This window comes from Ignavibacteriales bacterium, from assembly GCA_016214905.1.
In the GTDB taxonomy this organism is placed as follows: Bacteria; Bacteroidota; Ignavibacteria; order UBA10030; family SZUA-254; genus PNNN01.
Window position 1 is genome coordinate 1 of record JACRMQ010000007.1, and the last position, 21,612, is coordinate 21,612.

The window sequence follows — 21,612 nt, forward strand, 5'->3', positions numbered from 1 at the left end:
TCACGGTACTTGTTCACTATCGGTCACCAGAGAGTATTTAGCCTTGCGAGATGGTTCTCGCAGGTTCCCACAGACTTCCACTTATTCCGTGGTACTTGGGAACGCTCATCAGAGAGCCACTACAATTTCGCTTACAGGATTTTCACCTTCTATGATTCGTTGTTCCAAACGATTCAGCTATCATAATGGTTTTTTACTCTCCGTCTTATTTACGATTCAGACCACAAGCGCCCCACAACACTCCTGATACAACGGTCGTATCCTTGAATGTATCAGAAAGTTTAGGCTCTTCCGCGTTCGCTCGTCACTACTGACGGAATCATTATTATTTTTTCTTCCTAGGGGTACTGAGATATTTCACTTCCCCCTGTTTGCTCTACTACACCTATGAATTCAGTGTAGAGTTCTCAGGCATTACCCTGAGAGGGTTGCCCCATTCGGAGATCATCGGGTCACAGGTTGTTTCCACCTATCCGATGCTTATCGCAGGTAACCACGTCCTTCATCGCCTTCTGGTGCCAAGGCATCCACCGTATGCTCTTTGTAACTTAACCAAAAATCTTTATCGATTCACATGTATCTTCACCCGTTTCCAAAATTACTGGTTGAACAGGTTTCTAAGATGCATCTTTTCATATATTTATTGGAAAGAACATTAAATTTTAGGATTACATAGTAGTTCATGTTCGATATATTTGTTCATCTATTGGCATTCTCATTTTCATGAAATTGCTTGGATAACTACTAATACCTACTAATAAACTGACTCTTCTAATAATATGTCAAAGAACGATTAAAAATTGTTTCTGTGGAGCTGATCGGGATCGAACCGACAACCTCGTGGTTGCAAACCACGCGCTCTCCCAGTTGAGCTACAGCCCCGTGGCACGGTGATGGCATCAAACGTACACGCCGTTGTGGGCCTGAGTGGAGTTGAACCACTGACCTCACGCTTATCAGGCGTGCGCTCTTACCACCTGAGCTACAGGCCCGGGGATAAATATATTTCTATAGAACTAAAGTGTAATAGAAAAGGGTGCATAGTCTAAATCATTTCCGAGACAATTTGAATCTCGAAGCGCTTTCTTACTTTTCAGTAAGAAAAGCTCCTTAGAAAGGAGGTGATCCAGCCGCACCTTCCGGTACGGCTACCTTGTTACGACTTAGCCCCAGTCGCTGGTTTTACCTTAGACGCCTACTTCCTTGCGGTTAGCGCAGCGTTTTCGGGTACCCCCAGTTTCCATGGCTTGACCGGCGGTGTGTACAAGGCCCGGGAACGTATTCACCGCGTCGTGCTGATACGCGATTACTAGCAATTCCAGCTTCATGGGGTCGAGTTGCAGACCCCAATCCGAACTGAGGATGGTTTTTTGGGATTGGCTCCACCTTGCGGTTTGGCAACCCTTTGTACCATCCATTGTAGCACGTGTGTGGCCCTGGGTGTAAGGGCCATGAGGACTTGACGTCATCCCCACCTTCCTCACTACTTGCGTAGGCAGTCCACTTAGAGTGCCCAGCATTACCTGATGGCAACTAAGTGCAGGGGTTGCGCTCGTTGCAGGACTTAACCTAACACCTCACGGCACGAGCTGACGACAGCCATGCAGCATCTGTATAAGCTCCCCTTGCGGGACGCGAACTTTCATTCGCCTTAGCTTACATGTCAAGCCCAGGTAAGGTTCTTCGCGTTGCATCGAATTGAACCACATGCTCCACTGCTTGTGCGGGCCCCCGTCAATTCCTTTGAGTTTCAACCTTGCGATCGTACTCCCCAGGTGGGATGTTTAACGCGTTAGCTCAGGCACCGATCCCGTTCAACACATATTAATATATGCTGAACGGGACCGACACCGAACATCCATCGTTTAAGGCGTGGACTACCAGGGTATCTAATCCTGTTTGCTCCCCACGCTTTCGTCCCTGAGCGTCAGTAACGAGCCAGATGATCGCCTTCGCAACCGGTGTTCTTCATGATCTCTACGCATTTCACCGCTACACCATGAATTCCATCATCCTCTCTCGTACTCAAGATAAACAGTATCGGAGGCAGTTCTGCAGTTGAGCTGCAGGATTTCACCACCGACTTGTTTACCCGCCTGCGGACCCTTTACACCCAGTAATTCCGGACAACGCTTGCACCCTACGTATTACCGCGGCTGCTGGCACGTAGTTGGCCGGTGCTTATTCGCAGGGTACGGTCAATCCCGTAAAACGGGACATTCATCCCCTACAAAAGAGGTTTACATCCTAACGGATTTCATCCCTCACGCGGCGTCGCTGCTTCAGGCTTTCGCCCATTGAGCAATATTCCTCACTGCTGCCTTCCGTAGAAGTCTGGACCGTGTCTCAGTTCCAGTGTGGCTGATCGTCCTCTCAGACCAGCTACCCATCGTCGACTTGGTGGGCCATTACCCCGCCAACTATCTAATGGGACGCAGGCCCATCTTGTGACATCCTTTTGGGATCTTTCATTCAGCTACAATGCTGTAACTGAACTTCATCGGGTATTAGCCCCGCTTTCGCGGGGTTATCCCCGTTCACAAGGTAAGTTGCCTACGCATTACTCACCCGTTCGCCGGTTTACTCAGAGTATTGCTACTCCTTTCTCCCTGACTTGCATGTGTTAAGCACGCCGCCAGCGTTCGTCCTGAGCCAGGATCAAACTCTCCGTTGTAATTTTTAAAATTATAACTTCGAGCCTGATTTTGCCTGTTTATTTAACAGGTTGAAGTCTCTTGAAGCTGACTAAGAGCTATGCACCATCTTTTCAAAGAACACTTGAGAAAAAAATTCCGACCCAGAAGAATTTCTATTAGGATCGGTGAACCACATTGTGTGGGGTTAATAATATACTAAAATTAATATCAGATGTCAAATTTTTTTACTGAATTTGAAAATTTATTTTATTCTAAAATCATTGAATATAATCTCAATTCAGTATTTTTATAAAATTTAAAAATCCTTTTGAATTCTGTGAATTTCCGCCTCGATCCGCTTATAAACTTCTATAAGTGGTAGGTTTGTTTGCCGCGCAAGCTGTTTACATTCTTCAAATTCAGGAAATATCCTTTCATATCCGTCGATTTTCGCCACTTTTACCTTCGTTAATCCAAACTCGGTGATAACCTCCCTATTATATCTTTCCACTTTTTCTCGCCTGCACTCCTGGATTCGAAATCCCAAAGTTGATGTTTCCGATAATAATAATTTTCTTATTGTATTCATCTCTGAATGATAGCATAAAACGGATAAAATCGTACCGGGTCTTCCCTTCTTCATAATTGTTGGAGTGAGAAATGCATCGAGAGCTTGATTTTCCAATAATAATTCTATTATATAAGGATAAATTTCGGGATTCATATCATCTATATTCGTCTCAATCAGATATACATTATCTTCTAAACAATCATCAATTTCACCAATTACGATACGCAATAAGTTTGGAATTTCCTTTATTTTTCGTGATCCAGCTCCATATCCTACTATTGTAGGTGTGAATTTTCTTGTGCCAAGAACTCCGATCGATAATGATTTGATTATTGCAGCTCCGGTGGGAGTTGCTAACTCATAAGGTATTTCGGTAAAAACAACAGGATAATTCTGAAGAATCTCTATAGTTGCCGGAGCTGGATTCGGAAGAGTACCATGCTCGGCTATAATAATACCACCGCTTCCTAATTTAATTGGGGATGAATATACGGTTTTAATATCCAGCTTATCTAAACATATTGCCGTTCCGACGATATCTACAATCGAGTCGACTGCACCGACTTCATGAAAATGAATTTTATCCACTGTTGTTCCATGAACTTTAGCTTCAGCATTAGCAAGAGTAGCGAATATTTTTTTTGCATTCTTTTTAATCTCTTCTGTCAATGTACTAGCGTCGATAATTTCATTAATTTCTTTTATACCCCGATGATGGTGGTGCTGATTGAGCGATACTATTACATCAACTTTTACTGCATCGATACCATTACACGAAACATGAGACGCCTCCAGTTCAACATTGTTGAGTTTAAGTTTTTTAACCTCATCGACAAGCTCTTGAAAATCTACACCCGCATTTACAAAAGCACCCAAAGTCATATCCCCGCTAATCCCGCCGATTGTATCAAAATAAGCTGCTTTCATTTTTTTTCTTCTTAATGTTTTAGATTTTTAAATATTTCATAAACAATTCTGTTGCACCAATATTATTCTCAACGAGAGCAAGTGCATTGCGTCCCATTGATAACCTTTTTTTATCTTCTCTGATTAACATGTAAAACACCTGATAAATTTCTTCGCTTGAATGAACAGATTTCCCACCCGTTGAAGAAATAAGAAATTTTGCCTCCTGTGAGTTTTCATGTCTCGGTCCAAAGATTACCGGTATTCCATACACCGCTGGCTCAAGGACATTGTGTATACCCGAACTGAATCCACCACCCACATACGCAACATTCGCGTACTGATAAAGAGGCATCAAAACACCAACGCTGTCAACCACTATTATCGATTCACCGTTATAATTATGGAGATGAGAGAATCTAATGCTTGACACTTTTCCATTGAATTCTTTTTCAAGATAATCAAGATTTTCTTCTGTCGGTTCATGAGGAACCCAGATGATTAACAATTTTGTATTTTCCAGCAGTAAACGATTGACCGCAGTCAATAAATGTATATCGTCTTCCCTCCAACTGCTTCCTATCACAATTATTTTTTTATCTGCTGTGATCTTTGAATCAAGTAATTGCTTCCTTCTTGAATCAGCGCTTCTTTGCCAAACCTGATCGTAACGTGTATCTCCAATTTCTTTTATTATCGGACGGGATATTTTAAATTCAATAAAATTTTCTCTATCCACCGATGAAACTGTCAGGATATAATCGACCGAATTATAAAGCGCCCGAAGAAAGTTTTTTATCACCGGTATCTCCCTGTATTTTTTCCGGTGGAAAGTTGCGCTGGCAAGATATGCAGGTATTCTCCTTTTATTCAACTCCCACAAATGGTTAGGCCAGAGATCGTATCTCATGAATACTGCCCCGAATGGTTTAATCATCTCTATAAATTTACTTGCATTTTTAGCACTATCGAACGGAATATAGGTTATCACATCGGCAAGCTTATACGACAAGGAATGCTCGTATCCCGATGATGAAAAGAACGATACTATTACCCGAACCGATGGGTGTTTCTGTTTCAATCCGGCAATAATCGGTTTTGCCTGCTCGAATTCTCCCATTGAAGATGCGTGGAACCATATTCTTTTTTCAGAATCCGATATGCGAGATAAACCTTTATCTAACCGCTCAAACAATCCTTCACGCCCATTCCATGATCGCTTTGCTTTCGTGTTGATGGCGGCGTAAAACCGAAATGCTAACCAAAGAGCAGGAACGATTAAAATGTTATAGAATAATTTCCAAATCATACCGACATCAACTTATGAACTTCTGATATCATCATCTCCACGGTAATCTTTTTCATGCAATTAAAATGTTTTTTTGGGCATTCAGATCTTCCGATGTGGGAACACGGTCTGCACTTAACGCTCACCGCTTCCACTACAGAACTCTCAGTTCCTGACGGAGCGAATCCAAGATGCTTTACTGTTGAGCCAAATATTGCCACAACTTTTTTCTTGCGTGCGGTGGCTAAGTGCATTAAACCGGAGTCGTTAGTTATTATAAGATTGCAATAATCTAAAGTTGCCGCAGTTTCAAGAAGATTTAGTTTCCCTGCAAGATTGTCAGAAACATTCGCGCCCGATCTGCTGTCTATCATTTGCGATATGTCGTCGCAATATTCTTGTTCATCTTTTCCACCAAAAATTAATATTTTAGATTTGTAATCACGGCTTAATCTTATACCTAATTCAACAAATCTCTCGGGCAACCATCGCTTCGTAAAATGTTTCGCCGACGGTACAAATCCGAAAATATTTTGATAACGCGATAAGTTTAACTGCTCGGCTAATGTCTTTGTTATTTCGCGAACTTCATCGGGAATAAATATTTCCAATCCCTGGATATCATTAATTACTCCAAATTTTTCTACCGTCTTAAAATAACGATCAACAACACTTTCGTTATCTCCGAATAAATTTACGCCGAATTTTACCAATAATAATCGCTTCAATATCTTTTTATTGATGACACGCGTGTACCGAGACATCGATAAAAATCTGATGTATCTGCTTCGTAAACTGTTATGCAGATCGATGATTATATCGTAGCGTGTTCGCGTGATTTTTTGCTTCAATGATTTCAACTCATCCGGATCCGCTGATTTTAGTTCGATAAGCGATGAAATATTTGGATTGAAACGATAGAGATCTGCGTATTCCGATTTGATCAGGAAATCTATTTGTGCGGATGGAAATGTTTTACGCAAACAGCGCACCACAGGTGAAGTTAGAATTACATCGCCTAAAGAGCTTAAACGAATAATTAAAATTTTTTGAGGAGTAAGCATAACGACTAAGAAACTTACCACTTTTTGAGAGGATTTGCAAGGATGAGATTATAAAAGGTTGACTTAATGGCCGACTGAAAAATAATACATATTTATCATAAAAAAATATTATTTGCAAAGTTTTAGTTTATGTATGCCGCCACCTTCTTTTATTGAATATATGTATCCACTTTTTTCATCTAAATCCTGGAAATAAAAATTTGACCCAGATTCTACAAAAATTGGTCGCCAAGTAGCTGCCTTGTCGGTGGTCTTATATATACTCCCGTTTTGAAATAATGCATATATTGCATCCTGATTTTTGGATAGATAAATATTTGCATAAGCTGGAATGGACAATCCATTACTAGAGTTTTGCCACGATTGTCCTCCATCCGTTGATTTTAGGAATATCCGTCCACCAATATAAATAACGTCAGGATTTTTCGAATCAACATGTATCGAATAAATTGATTCTATTTCATCATGTGAAAAACAATGCAAAATATCCCATGATTCACCGCCGTTAGTAGATCTATATAATACTGTATCATTATATAATGATCGGCTTGCATAAATTATATTTGAATTCGAGCGGGCAATTGCAATTGCATACGGTCCATCTAGAACATAATTTGTATCAAGCGCACAATTGTCCGTATAATAAATAGTCACAATTGACCATGACACACCACCGTTTGTTGATCTGTACATATAGGAACCATACCAGCCATATACTTCAGCAAATAAAATTTGAGAATTATTTGGATCGATCGTTAAAATATCTACACTAGGGGATTCAGGATCATACCAGAATCCACTATCAGCGTGAAACCAAGTTGTTCCTCCATCAGTTGTTTTCAAAATCCCCGGAAGACAATCGTTCCTACTTCCCAAAGAAGCATAGCCCACATCTGGATTGTTTGGATCAAGTACAACCTTGTACGGATCAATACCAGTTACTAACGTATCCCACGTCCCTCCCCAATCTGTTGATTTCAAAATAGCACCGACACTACCGGTGTAATAATCGTACGATGTTGTCGCGAAAAGTATATTGGGTTCTGTAGGGTGGACAGTTACTCTTGGATCATATATATCTGAAACTTTAATCCACTTTTTTTCAAACAAACTACCATGCTGGCTCGCCTTTACCCAATATCCTTTACCCGGCTCAAGCGTATCTGCACGCGAATAACCCGAGCCGGAATCATAACCGTAATAATTAGATGTAACTATGCCGCAAAAATCAGATTCAAGTTTGTCGACGGCAATCTTTTCATTAAATGAACCTATCATATTCCATCCGGTGCGTAAACTGCATCCATATTCCTGCTGCAAACTGCCGATAATTGTTATTTGCTCGTTCTGCGCAAACTTCAACCAGTATCCGGTTCCCGCTTCCAGTGTGTCTTTCATAATATATCCCCCTTCAAAACTAAATGCGCTGGATATTGCTGTTGGAAAAAGTGTTATGGTTCTAAAATCGGGAACATTGAGGGAAAGTGAAATCAGATTCCATCCTTCATGAACGTTTATGGTTACTGTATCGGTTTGAGTGCTTTTAGATGATTGGCTGTTCTTTGAATTTTGATCGTTTAATCCACTCGGACTGTGTGAAATACCTCCCAGCCATAGGAATTGGATTGCTATGATTAACAATATGGTAATAATCCGCTTCACATCGCCTCTTTATGGTTAATCGAACATTATTAACGATGTAATATCTAATTAAAAAATTTAAATATCAACTATTATCACATATAAAATATCTGATTTCCCGATAAAAATTCTCTACCCCGGATGCCGTTTGGTTGTAAATTGAATTTTTAATTCATCATCGAAAGCGTGAAAAGATTCGGCATCGAATAATACAAATCTGACAAGTTTGAGGTGCTCGGCTTTTATTAAAAACTCTATCGCTTCGGTTATCATTATTTTTGCACAGTGAAAAATCTTAAAGCCCCCAACGCCCGTTCCCAGCGCAGGGAAACTTATTGAAGAAAAATTTTTCTGTTCGGCAAGTGATAGTGCGCTTTTGGTGGAATTCTTGATTTTTATTTCATCTGTGTGAAGATCCTGTCCCATTACCGCGGCGTGAATTACATGCTTCGCTTTTAAACTACCGCCAGTGGTTAAAACCGCACTGCCAATTTCAACCGGTCCCAATTTCATTGCTTCTTGTTCTATTATAACTCCTCCCCTTCGTTTAATAGCACCTGCTACACCGCCGCCCATCCAAAAATGATTGTTAGCCGCATTCACCACAGCATCAACCTGTTGATCTGTTATATCACCCTGAACGATTTCTATTATCGCTTTATTGATATGATAAGAAGATGCCATTTCGATTTTCTCTAATTACCTTTTTAACGGCAGATACAACCGTATTGTTGTCCCTTTATTTTGTTTGCTTTCTATATTAATTTTTCCGTTATGATCGTCGATTATTTTTTTAACTATCGACATTCCAAGTCCGGTGCCGTGTTTCTTTCCGAAAGTGAAGAACGGTTCGAATATTTTTGCGCGCACATCTGGCGGCATTCCGCATCCCCGATCGATAAATTCGATTACGAGAAATTCTTTTTCCTGAAAAACATTGACGGTCAATTTCCCGCCGTTCGGCATCGCATCGGCGGCATTGGATGCTATATTATAGAAAGCCCGCAGAATCTTATCCGGATCAAGCATAATTTTGCCGCGATATTTTATTTTTTTCTCCAGCTTAATTTTGCGTCTATCCAAATCCCTGTCGATGATCAAAAATATCGTCTTGCCTATGTCCGAGAAATCAAATTCCTGTAAATTCAATGTGCTGATCCCCCGCGCGTAATCTAAGATCTCCTGTGTCATCGCGGTGAATCTATCGATCTGCTGCATCATCTCTTCGGCAACTTTTTTTATCTCCTCATCGTGCGATCTTTTTTTAATAACCTGTGCCGATACACGCAACACTCCCATCGGATTTTTGATGTCGTGAATTATCGTGCTCGCCATTCTCCCCACGGCAGAGAGTCGCTCTTCCTGAATCATCCTTTGCGCAAGCTGGGCGTTTTCCAGAGCGAGCGAGGCATGAACGGAGAATGCCTCTATGAATGCTTCATCTTCTTTTGTAAAACATCCCTTGATCTTATTCAGAAGTTGAAACACGCCGATTATTTTCCCATCCCGATTTTTCATCGGCATACATAAAGTTGATTTTGTGCGATAGCCGGTTCGTTGATCGACTTTCGGATTAAACCTTGAATCGCTGTACGCATCGGGAATATTTATAACTTCTCCTGTTGCCGCAACAGCGCCGGCAATTCCGGAGCCAATCGGTAATCTGATCTCTACCTTTGAAGAACCTTTCTGTACTTTTGACCATAATTCTTTTTTTGTATCATCGATTAGATATAAAGTGCCTCTATCGGCACCAACAGTTTTTGCAGCTGTTTGAAATATCAATTCTAAAAGGTGATCGACATCTATCGAGCTGTTCACTATTTTGGATGCTTCAACAAGTTGTTCCGTTTTATCAAGCTGAGTGCGGAGAGCGAACAAATTAGTCTCTTGGTGGAGCACATATGTCAAATTATTCGATCGTAACCGTAAAGTTACCATCGTAAGTAAATTCATCAAGAAAGCAGGACTTGCTTTAATCAGTTCATTGAATTGCTTACGCCCCATCCAGGCAAGTGAACACTTTCCTATTGCCGTTGCCTGCGCCGATCTCTGACGCCTGTCGATCAGATCAAGTTCACCGAAAAAATCTCCTTCATGCAATACACCTAAGATAATTTCTCCTCCCGTTTTCATTTTTTTGGATATCTTAACAGCGCCACCAAGAACTAAGAATAAGCAGTCTCCCTTTTGCTCATCTTTAAAGATGATTTTTCCATCAGGGTAATTTATTCTTTTAAGCGTACCTGAGGTGTTTTTAACAAGTTGAGGATCAACTTTATGAAATAATGCGTTCGATTTGATTTTATCCATTTTCATTATAATTTTCCCATAAACATCCCCAAAATATGAAAAGATGATCATAGAAACAAGCTAAATATTAAAATTTGATAAATCGTAACCTTTCATACGCTTTTCCGTACTTTTTAGAAGGAAATTAAAGATTATAAGACTGCGTATTATGAACCAAATAAAAACTTTTTTGCGGCATTCCTTGATTATCGGACTGCTTTTTTTCATCTTCATTTGCATTTCTACATTTGCATTCGCATCTGAACGATTAATCATTCAGCTCAAAGATTTCACGCAAACCGAATTAAAAAGCGGAGGTTTCATTCTCCCCTCCGATCAAACAATCCATATCTACGCTGTTGGCGGCGGTGGGAAAAAGAGCGGTATTTTCAATTCAGATATGTTTGCGTACGGCTGGATCATCAACGCAGATACAAGGGAAGTTGTTTGGCAAATGGAAAGATCGAACACACGAAGTCAAGACTCGTACAGAAAATTTGACGATGATATCAATCTTAAAAAGGGAAGTTATGAAGTTTATTTTGCCGGATATGCGTATGGCGGCGGCTCCATATTCTCAAATTTTTATATCAACATAGATCGGCAGAAAAACTACTCTTCAAGTCGTTCCGACAGCCGTGGTTTTTTCAACTGGCTTGAAGAAGTTTTTTCAGACGAATACGAAAGCGATTGGAGGAAAGTCGCGAAGAACTGGGAAATCTCTCTTTTCACAAGCGATAAGAATATTGATATTTCCACCTTCAACGTACCGAAAGAATTGCAAAATATACTTTACAAAGCAACACGTCTTGGCGAGGATGTTCATATCCGTCAGCGATTCTCTTTAAAAAAAGATATGCCGATTCGAATTTATGCTTTTGGAGAAAAAGATTATCAAGGTTCTTATGCCGATTACGGATGGATACTGAATGAAAAATCGAGAGAACGTGTGTGGGAATTTAAAAAATCAGGTATCAAAGACGCAGGCGGCGCCGATAAGAATGTTAAGTCCGATGAAACGATTACTCTGCCTGCTGGTGAGTATGTTCTTTATTTCATAACAGATGATTCTCATTCATTTATAGATTGGAATGCTGCGCCTCCAAGTGATCCATTCAATTATGGGATAACGTTATGCGCAAAAAATCCAGCCGATAAAGATGCGTTTAAACTACTTCAATCGACTGAAGAAAAAAATATTATCGCGCAACTGGTAAAAATTACAAACGATGAATCCCGCTCTGCAAGCTTCTCGCTTAAAGAAGACACTCCTGTTCGTATTTACGCCATCGGAGAACGAAGCAACGATTGGCGCCGAATGGCAGACTTTGGCTGGATTATCAATTCAAAAACACGCGAGAAGGTGTGGACAATGAATGACGAAGAAACCGAACATGCCGGCGGCGTGGAAAAAAACAGAATGATAGATGCAATAATTACGCTGCCCAAAGGATCTTATACCGTTATGTATCAAACCGATGATTCTCACGCGTATGATGACTGGAACGGGTCACCTCCGTTCGATCCGCAACATTGGGGAATTACACTCTATGGTGAAGGTGAGTCGTTCTCAATGCAAACCGTGGAAAAAAATATTACAGATAAAGAAACGGGCGTTATCACCCAGATAATTCGTGTCGGTGATGAGGCGAATAAAACTCATCAATTCAGACTCGATAAACTAACCCGCGTCAGAATCTATGCGATAGGTGAAGGACAAAACAGAGAAATGTACGATTACGGATGGATAGAAAATTCCGACAAACATGTTGTCTGGGAAATGACTTACGGAATGACGTTTCATGCGGGCGGCGGGCGAAAAAATCGCTCGGTGAACACCACCATCATGCTCGAAAAAGGAAACTACACACTTCATTATACTTCCGATGATTCACATTCATTCAACGATTGGAATACAGACCCACCCGATGACCCAACTATGTGGGGAATAACATTGTACGATGCAGACAAATAATTTTCCGGAGATATGATTATGAACTTGAGATTATTTCTGATGGCTTTTGGATTTCTTGGTTTATTGAATTTTTCCTCAGTAGCACAGGAGAAGGAGGAATCATCGAAATTCAAGAAAGATTTAGATTCTATTATAGAGGATGCTTTCCATCGTTTCGACGAAAAATTGGGAACTTACATCTTCCGGGATGAACCTGAAAACTTCGATGAGTTTGAAGAACAAAATGATGAAGTCGATTCTTCAACTAACGACAACGAAAATATTCGGAAGCCGGAGAAACGAAGTTTCCCGCGCGGTCTTTATTCCGTTCCACCGGAACATGGGATCGTCCGCAATATTTCTCCCGCGATGCCTTGGGAAATCATCGATGAAAATCTTCTCTTCCGTTATAACCGTGTAGAAGGTTTGTTTCTTGGACTGAATTTTCCTCAGAAATATTACTGGGATGATCATCATATGTCGCTTTTTGCATCGGGTGGTTACGGATTTAAGTCGCACAAATGGCGCGGGGGAATTGGTGCCGCCCAGCAATTCGGAACGAACGAAACATTATTTGAAATCGGAGTTGAAGGTCACACCTTAACAGATACACACGACGAATGGTTGCTTGATCTCGATGAAAACAATTTGGCAGCATTTCTCCTACGGTACGATTACCGTGATTATTATGAGAGGAGAGGAGCTTCTGCATGGACCGGTATCTACAAACGCTGGCAAAAATCCGATTTACAATTTCAGATCTCATACAGAAACGATTCTTATAAATCTCTGGAAAATACAACGAACTGGTCAATCTTCGGTACTGATAGAATATTTCGTGAAAATCTTCCCATTAACGATGGAAGAATGCACAGCCTTCTTGCTACACTGCACTTCCATTCAACCGAATCGCGTAAACTGTTGACCGGCGGCTGGAGTTTCTCGGGCAGCGCCGAATTAGCCGGAAATGCATTCGGCGGTGATTTCGATTTTAATTCATACACTATTGATCTGCGCCGTTATCAACCGATAAGTAAATACAATAACCTCAATATCCGTTTACGCGGATCATCAGCCACTGGCGATTTACCTCTTCAAAAACAATTCTCGCTCGGCGGTTTAAGCACATTACCGGCATACAGATTCAAAGAATTCAACGGCAACAGAATGCTTCTTCTAAACGCTGAATATGTTGTTAATGGCAAGATGTTCGACGATGTTGATTTTTTCCCATCGTGGCTTCTCCGAAATATCAACATGATAATTTTTGCCGATGCAGGTTATGTGAACGATGCAGATCGTAATGCAAATTTAACAGACGGATTTAAGTCACTTGACAAAACAACCATTCGTTCCGATTGGGGAGTTGGCATAGGAACAAGAGATGCAAAATTGCGTTTAGGATTCGCATGGCGAACAGACGTTGCACAGCCGCCGATGGTGTTCCTTAGAATCAACAGACCTTTTTAAAATTTTTGGATTTCCAAAAAGGTTTTTCAGTCAACGGAATAGTTCATCTTTTTTAACTCTTCAGTTGCTCTTACGCGTTGATCGCCCTGCAGTTCTATATTACCATCCTTTACGGTCCCGCCGGTTCCTAATCGTTCTTTAAGAATCTTCGCTATTTTTTCCATCGTGGCGGGATTATGTTGCAGACCGGCAATAATGGTTACAGATTTTCCTTTTCGACCTTTGGTTTCGAGATAAATACACACCTGTCTACCGTTGCCATCATGTACACCCTTCTTGGTATCGCGTGTGGGTTGCGTAGAATTGGGAAGAATCAAGTGAAGATCAGAGAGTGATTTTAATTTCATATTTCTGTCGGGAGTGATGAATTTTCCGATTGATTAATTCACTCCTTCAGGTCAATAAATGTTATAGATTCTTGGAACTTCTCAAACTTCTTAAAAATCGTTCGCTATACTGTTACTTTCCTTTAACCAGCGCCACCATCTCCCTTACTGCGGTTTCCAATCCCACAGAAAGCGCGCGAACTATTACCGCGTAACCGATGCTCACTTCTTCTATCTCCCGTATTTTCACTATCGCCTGTATATTTGTGTAATTCAAACCGTGTCCGGCGTTTACACCAAGCTCCAGCTTTCGTGCAAGACGCGACATTTGACTTATAATCACAAGATGTTTTCTTTTTTCACGCGCCGCGATTGCTTCCGCGTATTCTCCGGTATGAATCTCAATCATGTTTGCGCCAACATCTTTCGCCGCGTCTATCTGATCTTGGGCTGGATTAATGAAAAGACTGACTAAAATTCCGTTATCCCGGAATTTATTTATAACTTTCTTTAATACCGCTTTCTGTTTTATAACATCCAAACCACCCTCAGTCGTCAGTTCCAGTCGCTTCTCGGGCACAAGCGTTACCATTTCCGGTTTGATCATCAAAGCGGTCTTTACGATATCCGGCGCTATCGACATTTCAAGATCGAGTTTGGTCGTGATGATTTTTCGGAGTTTCTTCAGATCGTTATCGCGGATGTGCCGCCGGTCTTCCCGAAGATGACACACAATGCCATCCACTCCGGCTTGTTCACAAACGGTTGCGGCATCAGACGGATCGGGCAATTCCCCGCCGCGCGCGTTGCGCAGTGTTGCTATATGATCTAAATTTATGCAGAGACGCATAGGCAGTTCCTGTTCACAGTTTTTTTCTTATAATATATTGAAATCTTTCGGGTTTTTTACTTACAACTTTAATTTCGGGCGGAGATGAAAATGCCGGTTGTATTGTTCCGGTTGTATCGGCAATTAACTCCTGATAGTTCATACTTACCTGAAAATCTTCCGTTGATAATCTGGCTAACTGTTCAATGCCACCGCGAACTATAATATCCATTTTAGGTGGAATGAAAATAACTTCTCTGTTTGGCGGAATTGAAACCGCGGTCACCGGAATTCCCGTAAATATTTTTTCGGCGAACGGTTGTACATCAACAATCACATGGGCGGAAGTATGAAGCAACCTGACAGATGGTGTAGCCGGTTCCTCTAATGGCAAGTCGATGTTGAGTGGCGCATTCAGATCATCGAATCTCCGAAATACGGTTGGCCAAGACTCGATCGTCCCGATGAGATGCCGCGAACCGCCTACGGTAATGCTGTCCGGCGTTACACGTATGCTGCCAACCTGTCCATATCCGGTTTTATATCCCGCGGATAGGTTAACAGTAATTGGAACACGTTTTTCACGATATTCATCTATGGCAAGTATCATAGTATCTGGAACAATTTCAATCGGCTGGATTCCAAACGGAATCTTAACATGATCGGGAAGATCTTTTGCCGTGATAATAAAATCATTGGGACCTAAGGATGAAAGATCGATTGAATATTTAAGATCGGGAGTGAGATAAAATCCCGCCAACGCCCACCCTCCGGCTTTGAATCGTACGTTGACCGTTTTAGGAAAAGGATATTTGAGTGCTTTACCTTGCTTCAGATTTTCGAGAACGACGGGAAAATGCTTTACTACTGTATACTCTTCTCGCAAATTAACCGATATCCAAGTAAGCGCTGCGAATAGAAACGATGCAATAACAATATGATATCGTTTTTGTTCCATCATGAAAAAATAAAAAACTCCATCCAATTAAGAGGGATGGAGTTGATAAATATTCCTTTAATCATTTCTGAAATTTCACCCGAATCAACTCAGCAATAAGTTGATCACGGTTTGCCCGCGAAATTTGTCTGCCAAAAATTGAAAGTCCCTGCACACTGCGTGCGTAATGACGAAGTTGATGAACCGTCATAGATTCTAATTCCTGTTTATAGGTCGCCTCATCGTCGCTTCCCACAACAGGATGTTCGATATTTTCTTCGGCTTTACTTTCCTCCTGTAACACCGGAGGTTTCTGTGGTTTAACCACAGGTGCTTTGGTAACTTGTTTGGTGGTTTTAGTCGCTTTTTTTTCTTCTGCTTTTGGAGTCGGTTTAATCACGGACACACGGGGCGGGAAGATAAGTATTTCGGTTCCGGAATCGGGGCGCGGTATAACGTGCTTCGAGACCAGGTCTCCAACCCTTTGGGCTGCTGCCGCGCCTGCATCCACAGCAGCTCTCACCGCAGCCACATCTCCTTTTATTTTAATGCAGATGAGACCGCCGCCTGTTCTTTCTTTGGAAATTAATTGAACCTCCGCAGATTTGCACATGGTATCGGCAGCTTCAACAGCCCCAACAAGTCCGCGGGTTTCAATCATCCCTAACGCGTAATCGAGCATCGGAATTTCAAAAAGCTAAATTAGAAATGTTGTATTACTTATCCGAACGTTTCGGAAGAATCATTTCAACATCAACATGCGGACGCGGGATTACATGGACAGAAACAAGTTCACCCACACGTTGTGCCGCCGCTGCTCCGGCATCGGTTGCCGCTTTAACTGCGCCAACATCGCCGCGAACCATAACGGTTACGTAACCGCCTCCAATAACTTCTTTTCCGATAAGTGTTACCTTCGCAGCTTTCACCATCGCGTCGGCTGCCTCAATCGAGCCAACCAGCCCTTTGGTTTCAACCATCCCTAATGCATCAAGTGATATTTCCGCCATTAATGAATCCTTTCATCAAATATATATGTTGCAATACAATAATACGTGATTCGAATATACCAAAATGGGAGCATATAGTCAATATTTTAGGTTGCTAATCTATCCGTATTTCGGTATATTTTTTCTGACTTATATTCATCTTCCTAAGGAAATCAGCCATGGCACTAGGCAAAAAAGCAAAATTATGGATTATAATTCTTTCAATCCCTGTCGCATTTCTGGCAATCGCTCTCATCGGGCTTAAGCTTTACCTAACGAGCGACCGGCTTAAATCGCTCATCATACCTAAGATCGAAGAAGCCACGAATCGAACCGTGACCGTGCAGGACATTTCTTTTTCGGTCTTTCCGTCATTTGCAGTTTCGATAGATGGATTACAAATATCTAATCCGCCGGAGAGGAAATTTACGAAAGAACTTTTTCTCTCATTCGAGAACCTGCGGCTTAAAGTTAACCTCTTCGCGATACTTAAAAACAATTTAGAAATCAATTACGTAATAATTGATCACCCCGTGATAAACATGGAGGTGTTGGAAGACGGTTCTAATAATTATTCGATGTCTGAAAAAAAATCTCCAGATGGAAATGTTGAAGTCGTAAAGAACAGCGGCGGCGCCCTGCTCCTTTCGAATCTTGAAATCAATAACGGCGATCTGGAATTCATCAACAAAAAATCTGATTTCCGATTTACAATGATCGGCTTCAATCAAACTTCCCGCGTAATTTCCGAAACGGGTAAGAGAACATTAGAGATAAACGGAACAACGTCGACCGAAAAAATCAGTTACGGCACTGGCACATCATGGCTTCTCATCGAGCAGCCCCTTAGCGGTTCTATCAAACTGACATACGAAATCGACAAAGATAAATTGATCTTCGATCAGGTAAACGCGAAACTTAGGGAGCTTCCGCTCAGCGTTACCGGTTCTATTGCTCAGCTTCAAAAAGAAACGATGCTGTTCGATCTGACAATCTCAACACCCGGCACACAAATGCAGCAATTACTTTCGCTTGTGCCGCCGGATTTACTTAAAGCGGCAAAAGGTATTTCAAGCTCTGGCGATATAACCTTCTCGACGATTATTAAAGGTTCGCTGGGAGAAATACAAACTCCCGGCGTCACCGGATTATTTGCGGTATCGAAAGGTACAATACAATATACCGGACTTTCGAAATCGATAACCAACATCAACATCAAAGGCGGATTTAACCGTCCAGAAGTTATTGCAGGTGAAAAACCTATCGGTAATTTTTCGTTGGATAAATTCACGGCATCCCTCGGTACAAACGAATTGAACGGAAAATTGAATCTGAATAATTTTGATGATCCGTTTTTATCGGCATCATTTTCCGGAATCCTTAATTTGAATGAAGTTAAAGATTTTTATCCGCTTGAACAAGGAACGGAATTGAGCGGAATTATAAAGGGTAATATTTCAATTGAAGGAAAAGCAAAATTGCCGCAAAGCATTAAAGCTGACGGTAAAATTGAATTTGGCAACGTGACAATAAAAACGTCAAACTCGCCTAAACCGCTCAGTAATCTTATTGGCACAATTTCATTTAATAATCAACTCATAGAGTCTAAGCAACTCGCGATGAATATCGGTGAGTCCGATCTTACGCTCGGATTCGTCATGAAAAATTATTTGGCTATGGTGAATGAAGATGCGAAGAAGGCGGGCGGGAAACCTTCGGCGTCGATTACGCTCACGTCAAAACAACTTCGGACGATCGATTTGATTTCCGAAGAGAAACAAGCAGTAACGGATTCGGGGAAAAAGGAACCTGTAAAACAAAAAGCGATGTTTCTTCCCGGAGTCGATGTTGACGCGAATGTTTCGATAGGAAAATTAGCCACGGAGAAATTTGAATTCACAAACGCACGCGGTAGTTTGAACATAAAAGATGGTATCATCAATTTGAAAAATTTTTCAGTGAATGCGTTTGAGGGAACGATTCTCACAAAAGGAATGCTTGATGTCAGGGACATGAAAAAACGACCGTTCAATCTTGATCTTGAGATGGTCGGTGTCGAATCGAATGCCGCCCTTCCGAAATTTACTTCGTTCGGAAAGAATATCTTCGGCAAGTTAACAATGAACACAAGAATCAAAGGCGATCTTAATGATACACTCGGTTTAAACGCACAAACGCTCGGCGGCGACGGCAAGGTTCAAATATTTGACGGAAAGTTACTCGGTTTTCCTCTTACAACAAAACTTGCCGAAGCTACAGGAATAGAAGAACTGCGACAGGTTGATTTTAAAAATTGGTCAAACGCATTTTCAATATCCGATGGTAAAGTAAACATCAAAGATCTAAAAGTAAATGCCGGCTCTACAGATTTTAATATGAACGGAACCCACGGACTCGACGGGGCAATGGATTACGGACTGAACATTAAACTTCCTTCTTCGGCATCAGATCGGCTTAAATTATCCGGTGTTGCAAGCCAACTCGTGCAATTTTTCAAAGATAAAGATAATCGGATTAGCTTAGACTTCAACGTCAGGGGTGCTACAACAAGCCCGTCTCTCTCGCTGAACACGAAAGCACAGGAAGATATGGCGAAGCAGGCGCTCGATAAAGAAAAACAGAAATTGCTTGACGAAGGAAAGAAAAAAATCGGCGACGAGTTGAAAAAGAAAGCAGAAGAGGGTATCAAGAAATTTTTTAAAAAGCCGTAAGGGCATGGCAACACCAAAGATAACAGTTAGACCGAAGCAATCACTCGGCCAGAATTTTCTAATCGACGATAATATCGCTCGAAACATCGCAAAGTCACTCAAGCTTCAGGGCGAAGATGTTGTTATCGAAATCGGGCCCGGACAAGGCGCTTTAACCCGTCATTTGGTGAGCAATCCAAAACGACTCATCGCTGTGGAAATAGATGCTCGCGCTATAGAGCAACTGCGCTCAACCATATCATCAAAAAATCTCGAGATAATTCACCAGGATTTTCTCGACATATCATTAAAATCAATCTCAAAAAAATACGATACAAAAATTCGAATAGTAGGGAATATTCCTTATCATCTCACGAGTCCGATTTTATTTAAAATTTTCGATGAAAGAGAAGCAATTTCCGATATAACCCTGACAATGCAGCGCGAGGTAGCACAACGGATTACGGGATCTCCCCGCACAAAAGAATACGGAATTTTATCTGTCTTCTCCCAATTCTACGGAACTCCGAAACTCCTCTTCAACGTTTCACCGAACTGTTTTTACCCGAAACCTAAAGTAACTTCATCTGTCATCCAACTATTGATTCGCGATGAGTTACCAGGAGATGTAAACTTAAAATTATTTCATGATATAGTTAAAACAGTTTTTGGAAAGCGAAGGAAAACATTACGGAACGGTTTGCTGTACATGCCTTTTGAAAAAGAAGTTCTCGAAAACATTCAAACCAGTACCGATCCTTTGTTTATCAAAAGACCGGAAGAACTTTCAATCAAAGATTTTATTTCTCTCACGAATAATATCCAGCGTATACTTAGTTGACTGTATGGATAAGATAAGATAAAATGCATCCGATTTCTGATTTCTTAAATATTGCAACTTTACTTTTACACTGGATAGTTTAACGAGGATTTATTCGAGTGAATATTCAAAATATATTTAAAAATCTTAAACCTGTTGATGCTCTGTTCATCATTTTTTCACAGATCCTTTCTATTCTCGGTTGTATCTTTTTCCCCGGAACAATTACGAATGTTTCGATACTGATCATAAACATTGCCGTTACTGTTTTAATATTATTTCTCTCAAAAATATCGGTATCGAATAGATTCAAGATAGCGCGGTTCATTCATGATTGGTATCCGGTGCCGGGGATTTTTTTTATTTTCAAGGAAGTCCACTACACTATCATGGCAACCGGCGGAAAAGAGTGGGATAGATTTTTAATAAATATCGATAGGGCGATATTCAACGTTGATCCGACAGTCTGGTTGTCGCAATTTTCAACTCCGCTTATCACCGAGATTTTGCAGATGGCTTACACAAGTTATTATTTTATCATGCTCGCGGTAGCAATCGAGTTATACCGAAGAAAAGAATTGAATAAATTTAATTTCTTCGCGTTCACTATTGTTTACGGTTTTGTTTTGTCTTATTTGGGTTACTTAATGTTTCCGGGAGTAGGACCAAGATTCACGCTGCACAATTTCGCTCTGCTCGATTCCGAGTTGCCGGGGTTATGGTTAACTCCATATCTCAGAGATTTTATAAATGCCGGCGAATCGATACCGAAAAGTGTAATCAACCCGATCGCCTATGCGCAACGCGATATTTTCCCGAGCGGACATACGCAAATGACTTTACTTACTATGTATTACGCTCACCGCTACAAGCTTTCAATCCGATATATTATTGATCTACTCGGAGTTCTGCTGATAATAGGAACGGTCTATTTGAGATATCATTATGTGATTGATATAATCGGTGGATTTATTTTTGCAGCTGTAACGATTTGGACCGCAAAGAGGTTGATTTTGTGGTGGGAAATGAAATTTAACGCTTAACAATTAAGCCTTATAGAAATCCCGTAGATAATGAGGTACGCAAATCTATAATAATCTCAACAAAATAGGGAATATTTCTTAGATATTCCTTATGATTTTGATAAAAATAAATCAGTTGTTTTTTACACCCGATTTTTGTATCATCTTTCATTCACG

The 21,612-nt window shown here is 40.9% G+C and carries 16 protein-coding genes, 2 tRNA genes and 2 rRNA genes; 5 read left to right on the forward strand and 15 right to left on the reverse strand.

Features of this window, described 5'->3' with window-relative positions:
* The 10 genes from HZB59_07295 to HZB59_07340 all read right to left on the reverse strand — a co-directional run.
* A 23S ribosomal RNA gene (locus HZB59_07295) occupies positions 1-561 on the reverse strand; the annotation flags it as partial.
* Between the two features lie 248 nt (positions 562-809).
* Positions 810-882: transfer RNA gene (locus tag HZB59_07300), tRNA-Ala, on the reverse strand.
* A 36-nt stretch (positions 883-918) separates the two neighbouring features.
* Positions 919-992, reverse strand: a tRNA-Ile gene (locus HZB59_07305).
* 119 nt (positions 993-1,111) lie between these two features.
* A 16S ribosomal RNA gene (locus HZB59_07310) occupies positions 1,112-2,674 on the reverse strand.
* 278 nt (positions 2,675-2,952) lie between these two features.
* Positions 2,953-4,134: a nickel pincer cofactor biosynthesis protein LarC gene (gene larC, locus HZB59_07315; protein ID MBI5021224.1), complete on the reverse strand. Its 1,182-nt coding sequence runs from the start codon at positions 4,132-4,134 to the stop codon at positions 2,953-2,955.
* A gap of 19 nt (positions 4,135-4,153) precedes the next feature.
* Positions 4,154-5,422, reverse strand: a complete 1,269-nt coding sequence (locus HZB59_07320) for a 3-deoxy-D-manno-octulosonic acid transferase (protein ID MBI5021225.1) — start codon at positions 5,420-5,422, stop codon at positions 4,154-4,156.
* Positions 5,419-6,465 carry a lipopolysaccharide heptosyltransferase II gene (gene waaF / locus HZB59_07325; GenBank protein ID MBI5021226.1) on the reverse strand — a complete coding sequence of 349 codons (1,047 nt, stop codon included), beginning with the start codon at positions 6,463-6,465 and terminating at the stop codon, positions 5,419-5,421. The genes HZB59_07320 and waaF overlap by 4 nt, the downstream gene beginning before the upstream one ends.
* Before the next feature lie 108 nt (positions 6,466-6,573).
* Positions 6,574-8,127: a hypothetical protein gene (locus tag HZB59_07330; GenBank protein ID MBI5021227.1), complete on the reverse strand. Its 1,554-nt coding sequence runs from the start codon at positions 8,125-8,127 to the stop codon at positions 6,574-6,576.
* A 111-nt stretch (positions 8,128-8,238) separates the two neighbouring features.
* Positions 8,239-8,790 carry a macro domain-containing protein gene (locus tag HZB59_07335; GenBank protein MBI5021228.1) on the reverse strand — a complete coding sequence of 184 codons (552 nt, stop codon included), beginning with the start codon at positions 8,788-8,790 and terminating at the stop codon, positions 8,239-8,241.
* Positions 8,791-8,805: 15 nt separating this feature from the next.
* The gene (locus tag HZB59_07340) at positions 8,806-10,425 is read right to left on the reverse strand and encodes a GAF domain-containing protein (protein ID MBI5021229.1); all 1,620 of its coding nucleotides are present in this window, start codon (positions 10,423-10,425) and stop codon (positions 8,806-8,808) included.
* A gap of 142 nt (positions 10,426-10,567) precedes the next feature.
* Here HZB59_07340 and HZB59_07345 point away from each other — a divergent pair, with 142 nt between their 5' ends.
* Positions 10,568-12,373 (forward strand): hypothetical protein, encoded by a 1,806-nt coding sequence (locus HZB59_07345; protein ID MBI5021230.1) that lies wholly within the window; start codon positions 10,568-10,570, stop codon positions 12,371-12,373.
* A gap of 18 nt (positions 12,374-12,391) precedes the next feature.
* On the forward strand, positions 12,392-13,822 hold the full coding sequence (locus HZB59_07350) for a BamA/TamA family outer membrane protein (protein ID MBI5021231.1): 1,431 nt from the start codon (positions 12,392-12,394) through the stop codon (positions 13,820-13,822).
* A 26-nt stretch (positions 13,823-13,848) separates the two neighbouring features.
* Here the strand turns inward: HZB59_07350 and HZB59_07355 are convergent, their stop codons facing one another.
* The 5 genes from HZB59_07355 to eutM all read right to left on the reverse strand — a co-directional run bounded on the left by HZB59_07355 (position 13,849) and on the right by eutM (position 16,924).
* Positions 13,849-14,169, reverse strand: coding sequence for a translation initiation factor (locus tag HZB59_07355; GenBank protein MBI5021232.1), 321 nt, complete (start codon positions 14,167-14,169; stop codon positions 13,849-13,851).
* Between the two features lie 112 nt (positions 14,170-14,281).
* Complete coding sequence (locus HZB59_07360; GenBank protein MBI5021233.1) at positions 14,282-14,998, reverse strand: pyridoxine 5'-phosphate synthase; 717 nt, start codon at positions 14,996-14,998, stop codon at positions 14,282-14,284.
* Positions 14,999-15,011: 13 nt separating this feature from the next.
* A complete protein-coding gene (locus HZB59_07365) occupies positions 15,012-15,938 on the reverse strand; it encodes a hypothetical protein (GenBank protein MBI5021234.1) in 927 nt (308 codons plus the stop codon).
* 58 nt (positions 15,939-15,996) lie between these two features.
* Positions 15,997-16,596 (reverse strand): BMC domain-containing protein, encoded by a 600-nt coding sequence (locus HZB59_07370; protein MBI5021235.1) that lies wholly within the window; start codon positions 16,594-16,596, stop codon positions 15,997-15,999.
* 34 nt (positions 16,597-16,630) lie between these two features.
* Positions 16,631-16,924, reverse strand: a complete 294-nt coding sequence (eutM, locus tag HZB59_07375) for an ethanolamine utilization microcompartment protein EutM (protein ID MBI5021236.1) — start codon at positions 16,922-16,924, stop codon at positions 16,631-16,633.
* Positions 16,925-17,082: 158 nt separating this feature from the next.
* On the opposite strand from eutM, the gene HZB59_07380 reads away from it, so the two are divergent.
* From HZB59_07380 to HZB59_07390, 3 genes are all read left to right on the forward strand, one after another.
* Entirely contained in the window at positions 17,083-19,614 is a 2,532-nt protein-coding gene (locus tag HZB59_07380; GenBank protein MBI5021237.1) for an AsmA family protein, read from the forward strand.
* Positions 19,615-19,618: 4 nt separating this feature from the next.
* A complete protein-coding gene (gene rsmA, locus HZB59_07385) occupies positions 19,619-20,434 on the forward strand; it encodes a ribosomal RNA small subunit methyltransferase A (GenBank protein ID MBI5021238.1) in 816 nt (271 codons plus the stop codon).
* Positions 20,435-20,532: 98 nt separating this feature from the next.
* Entirely contained in the window at positions 20,533-21,456 is a 924-nt protein-coding gene (locus HZB59_07390) for a phosphatase PAP2 family protein (GenBank protein MBI5021239.1), read from the forward strand.
* Positions 21,457-21,612 lie beyond the last annotated feature (156 nt).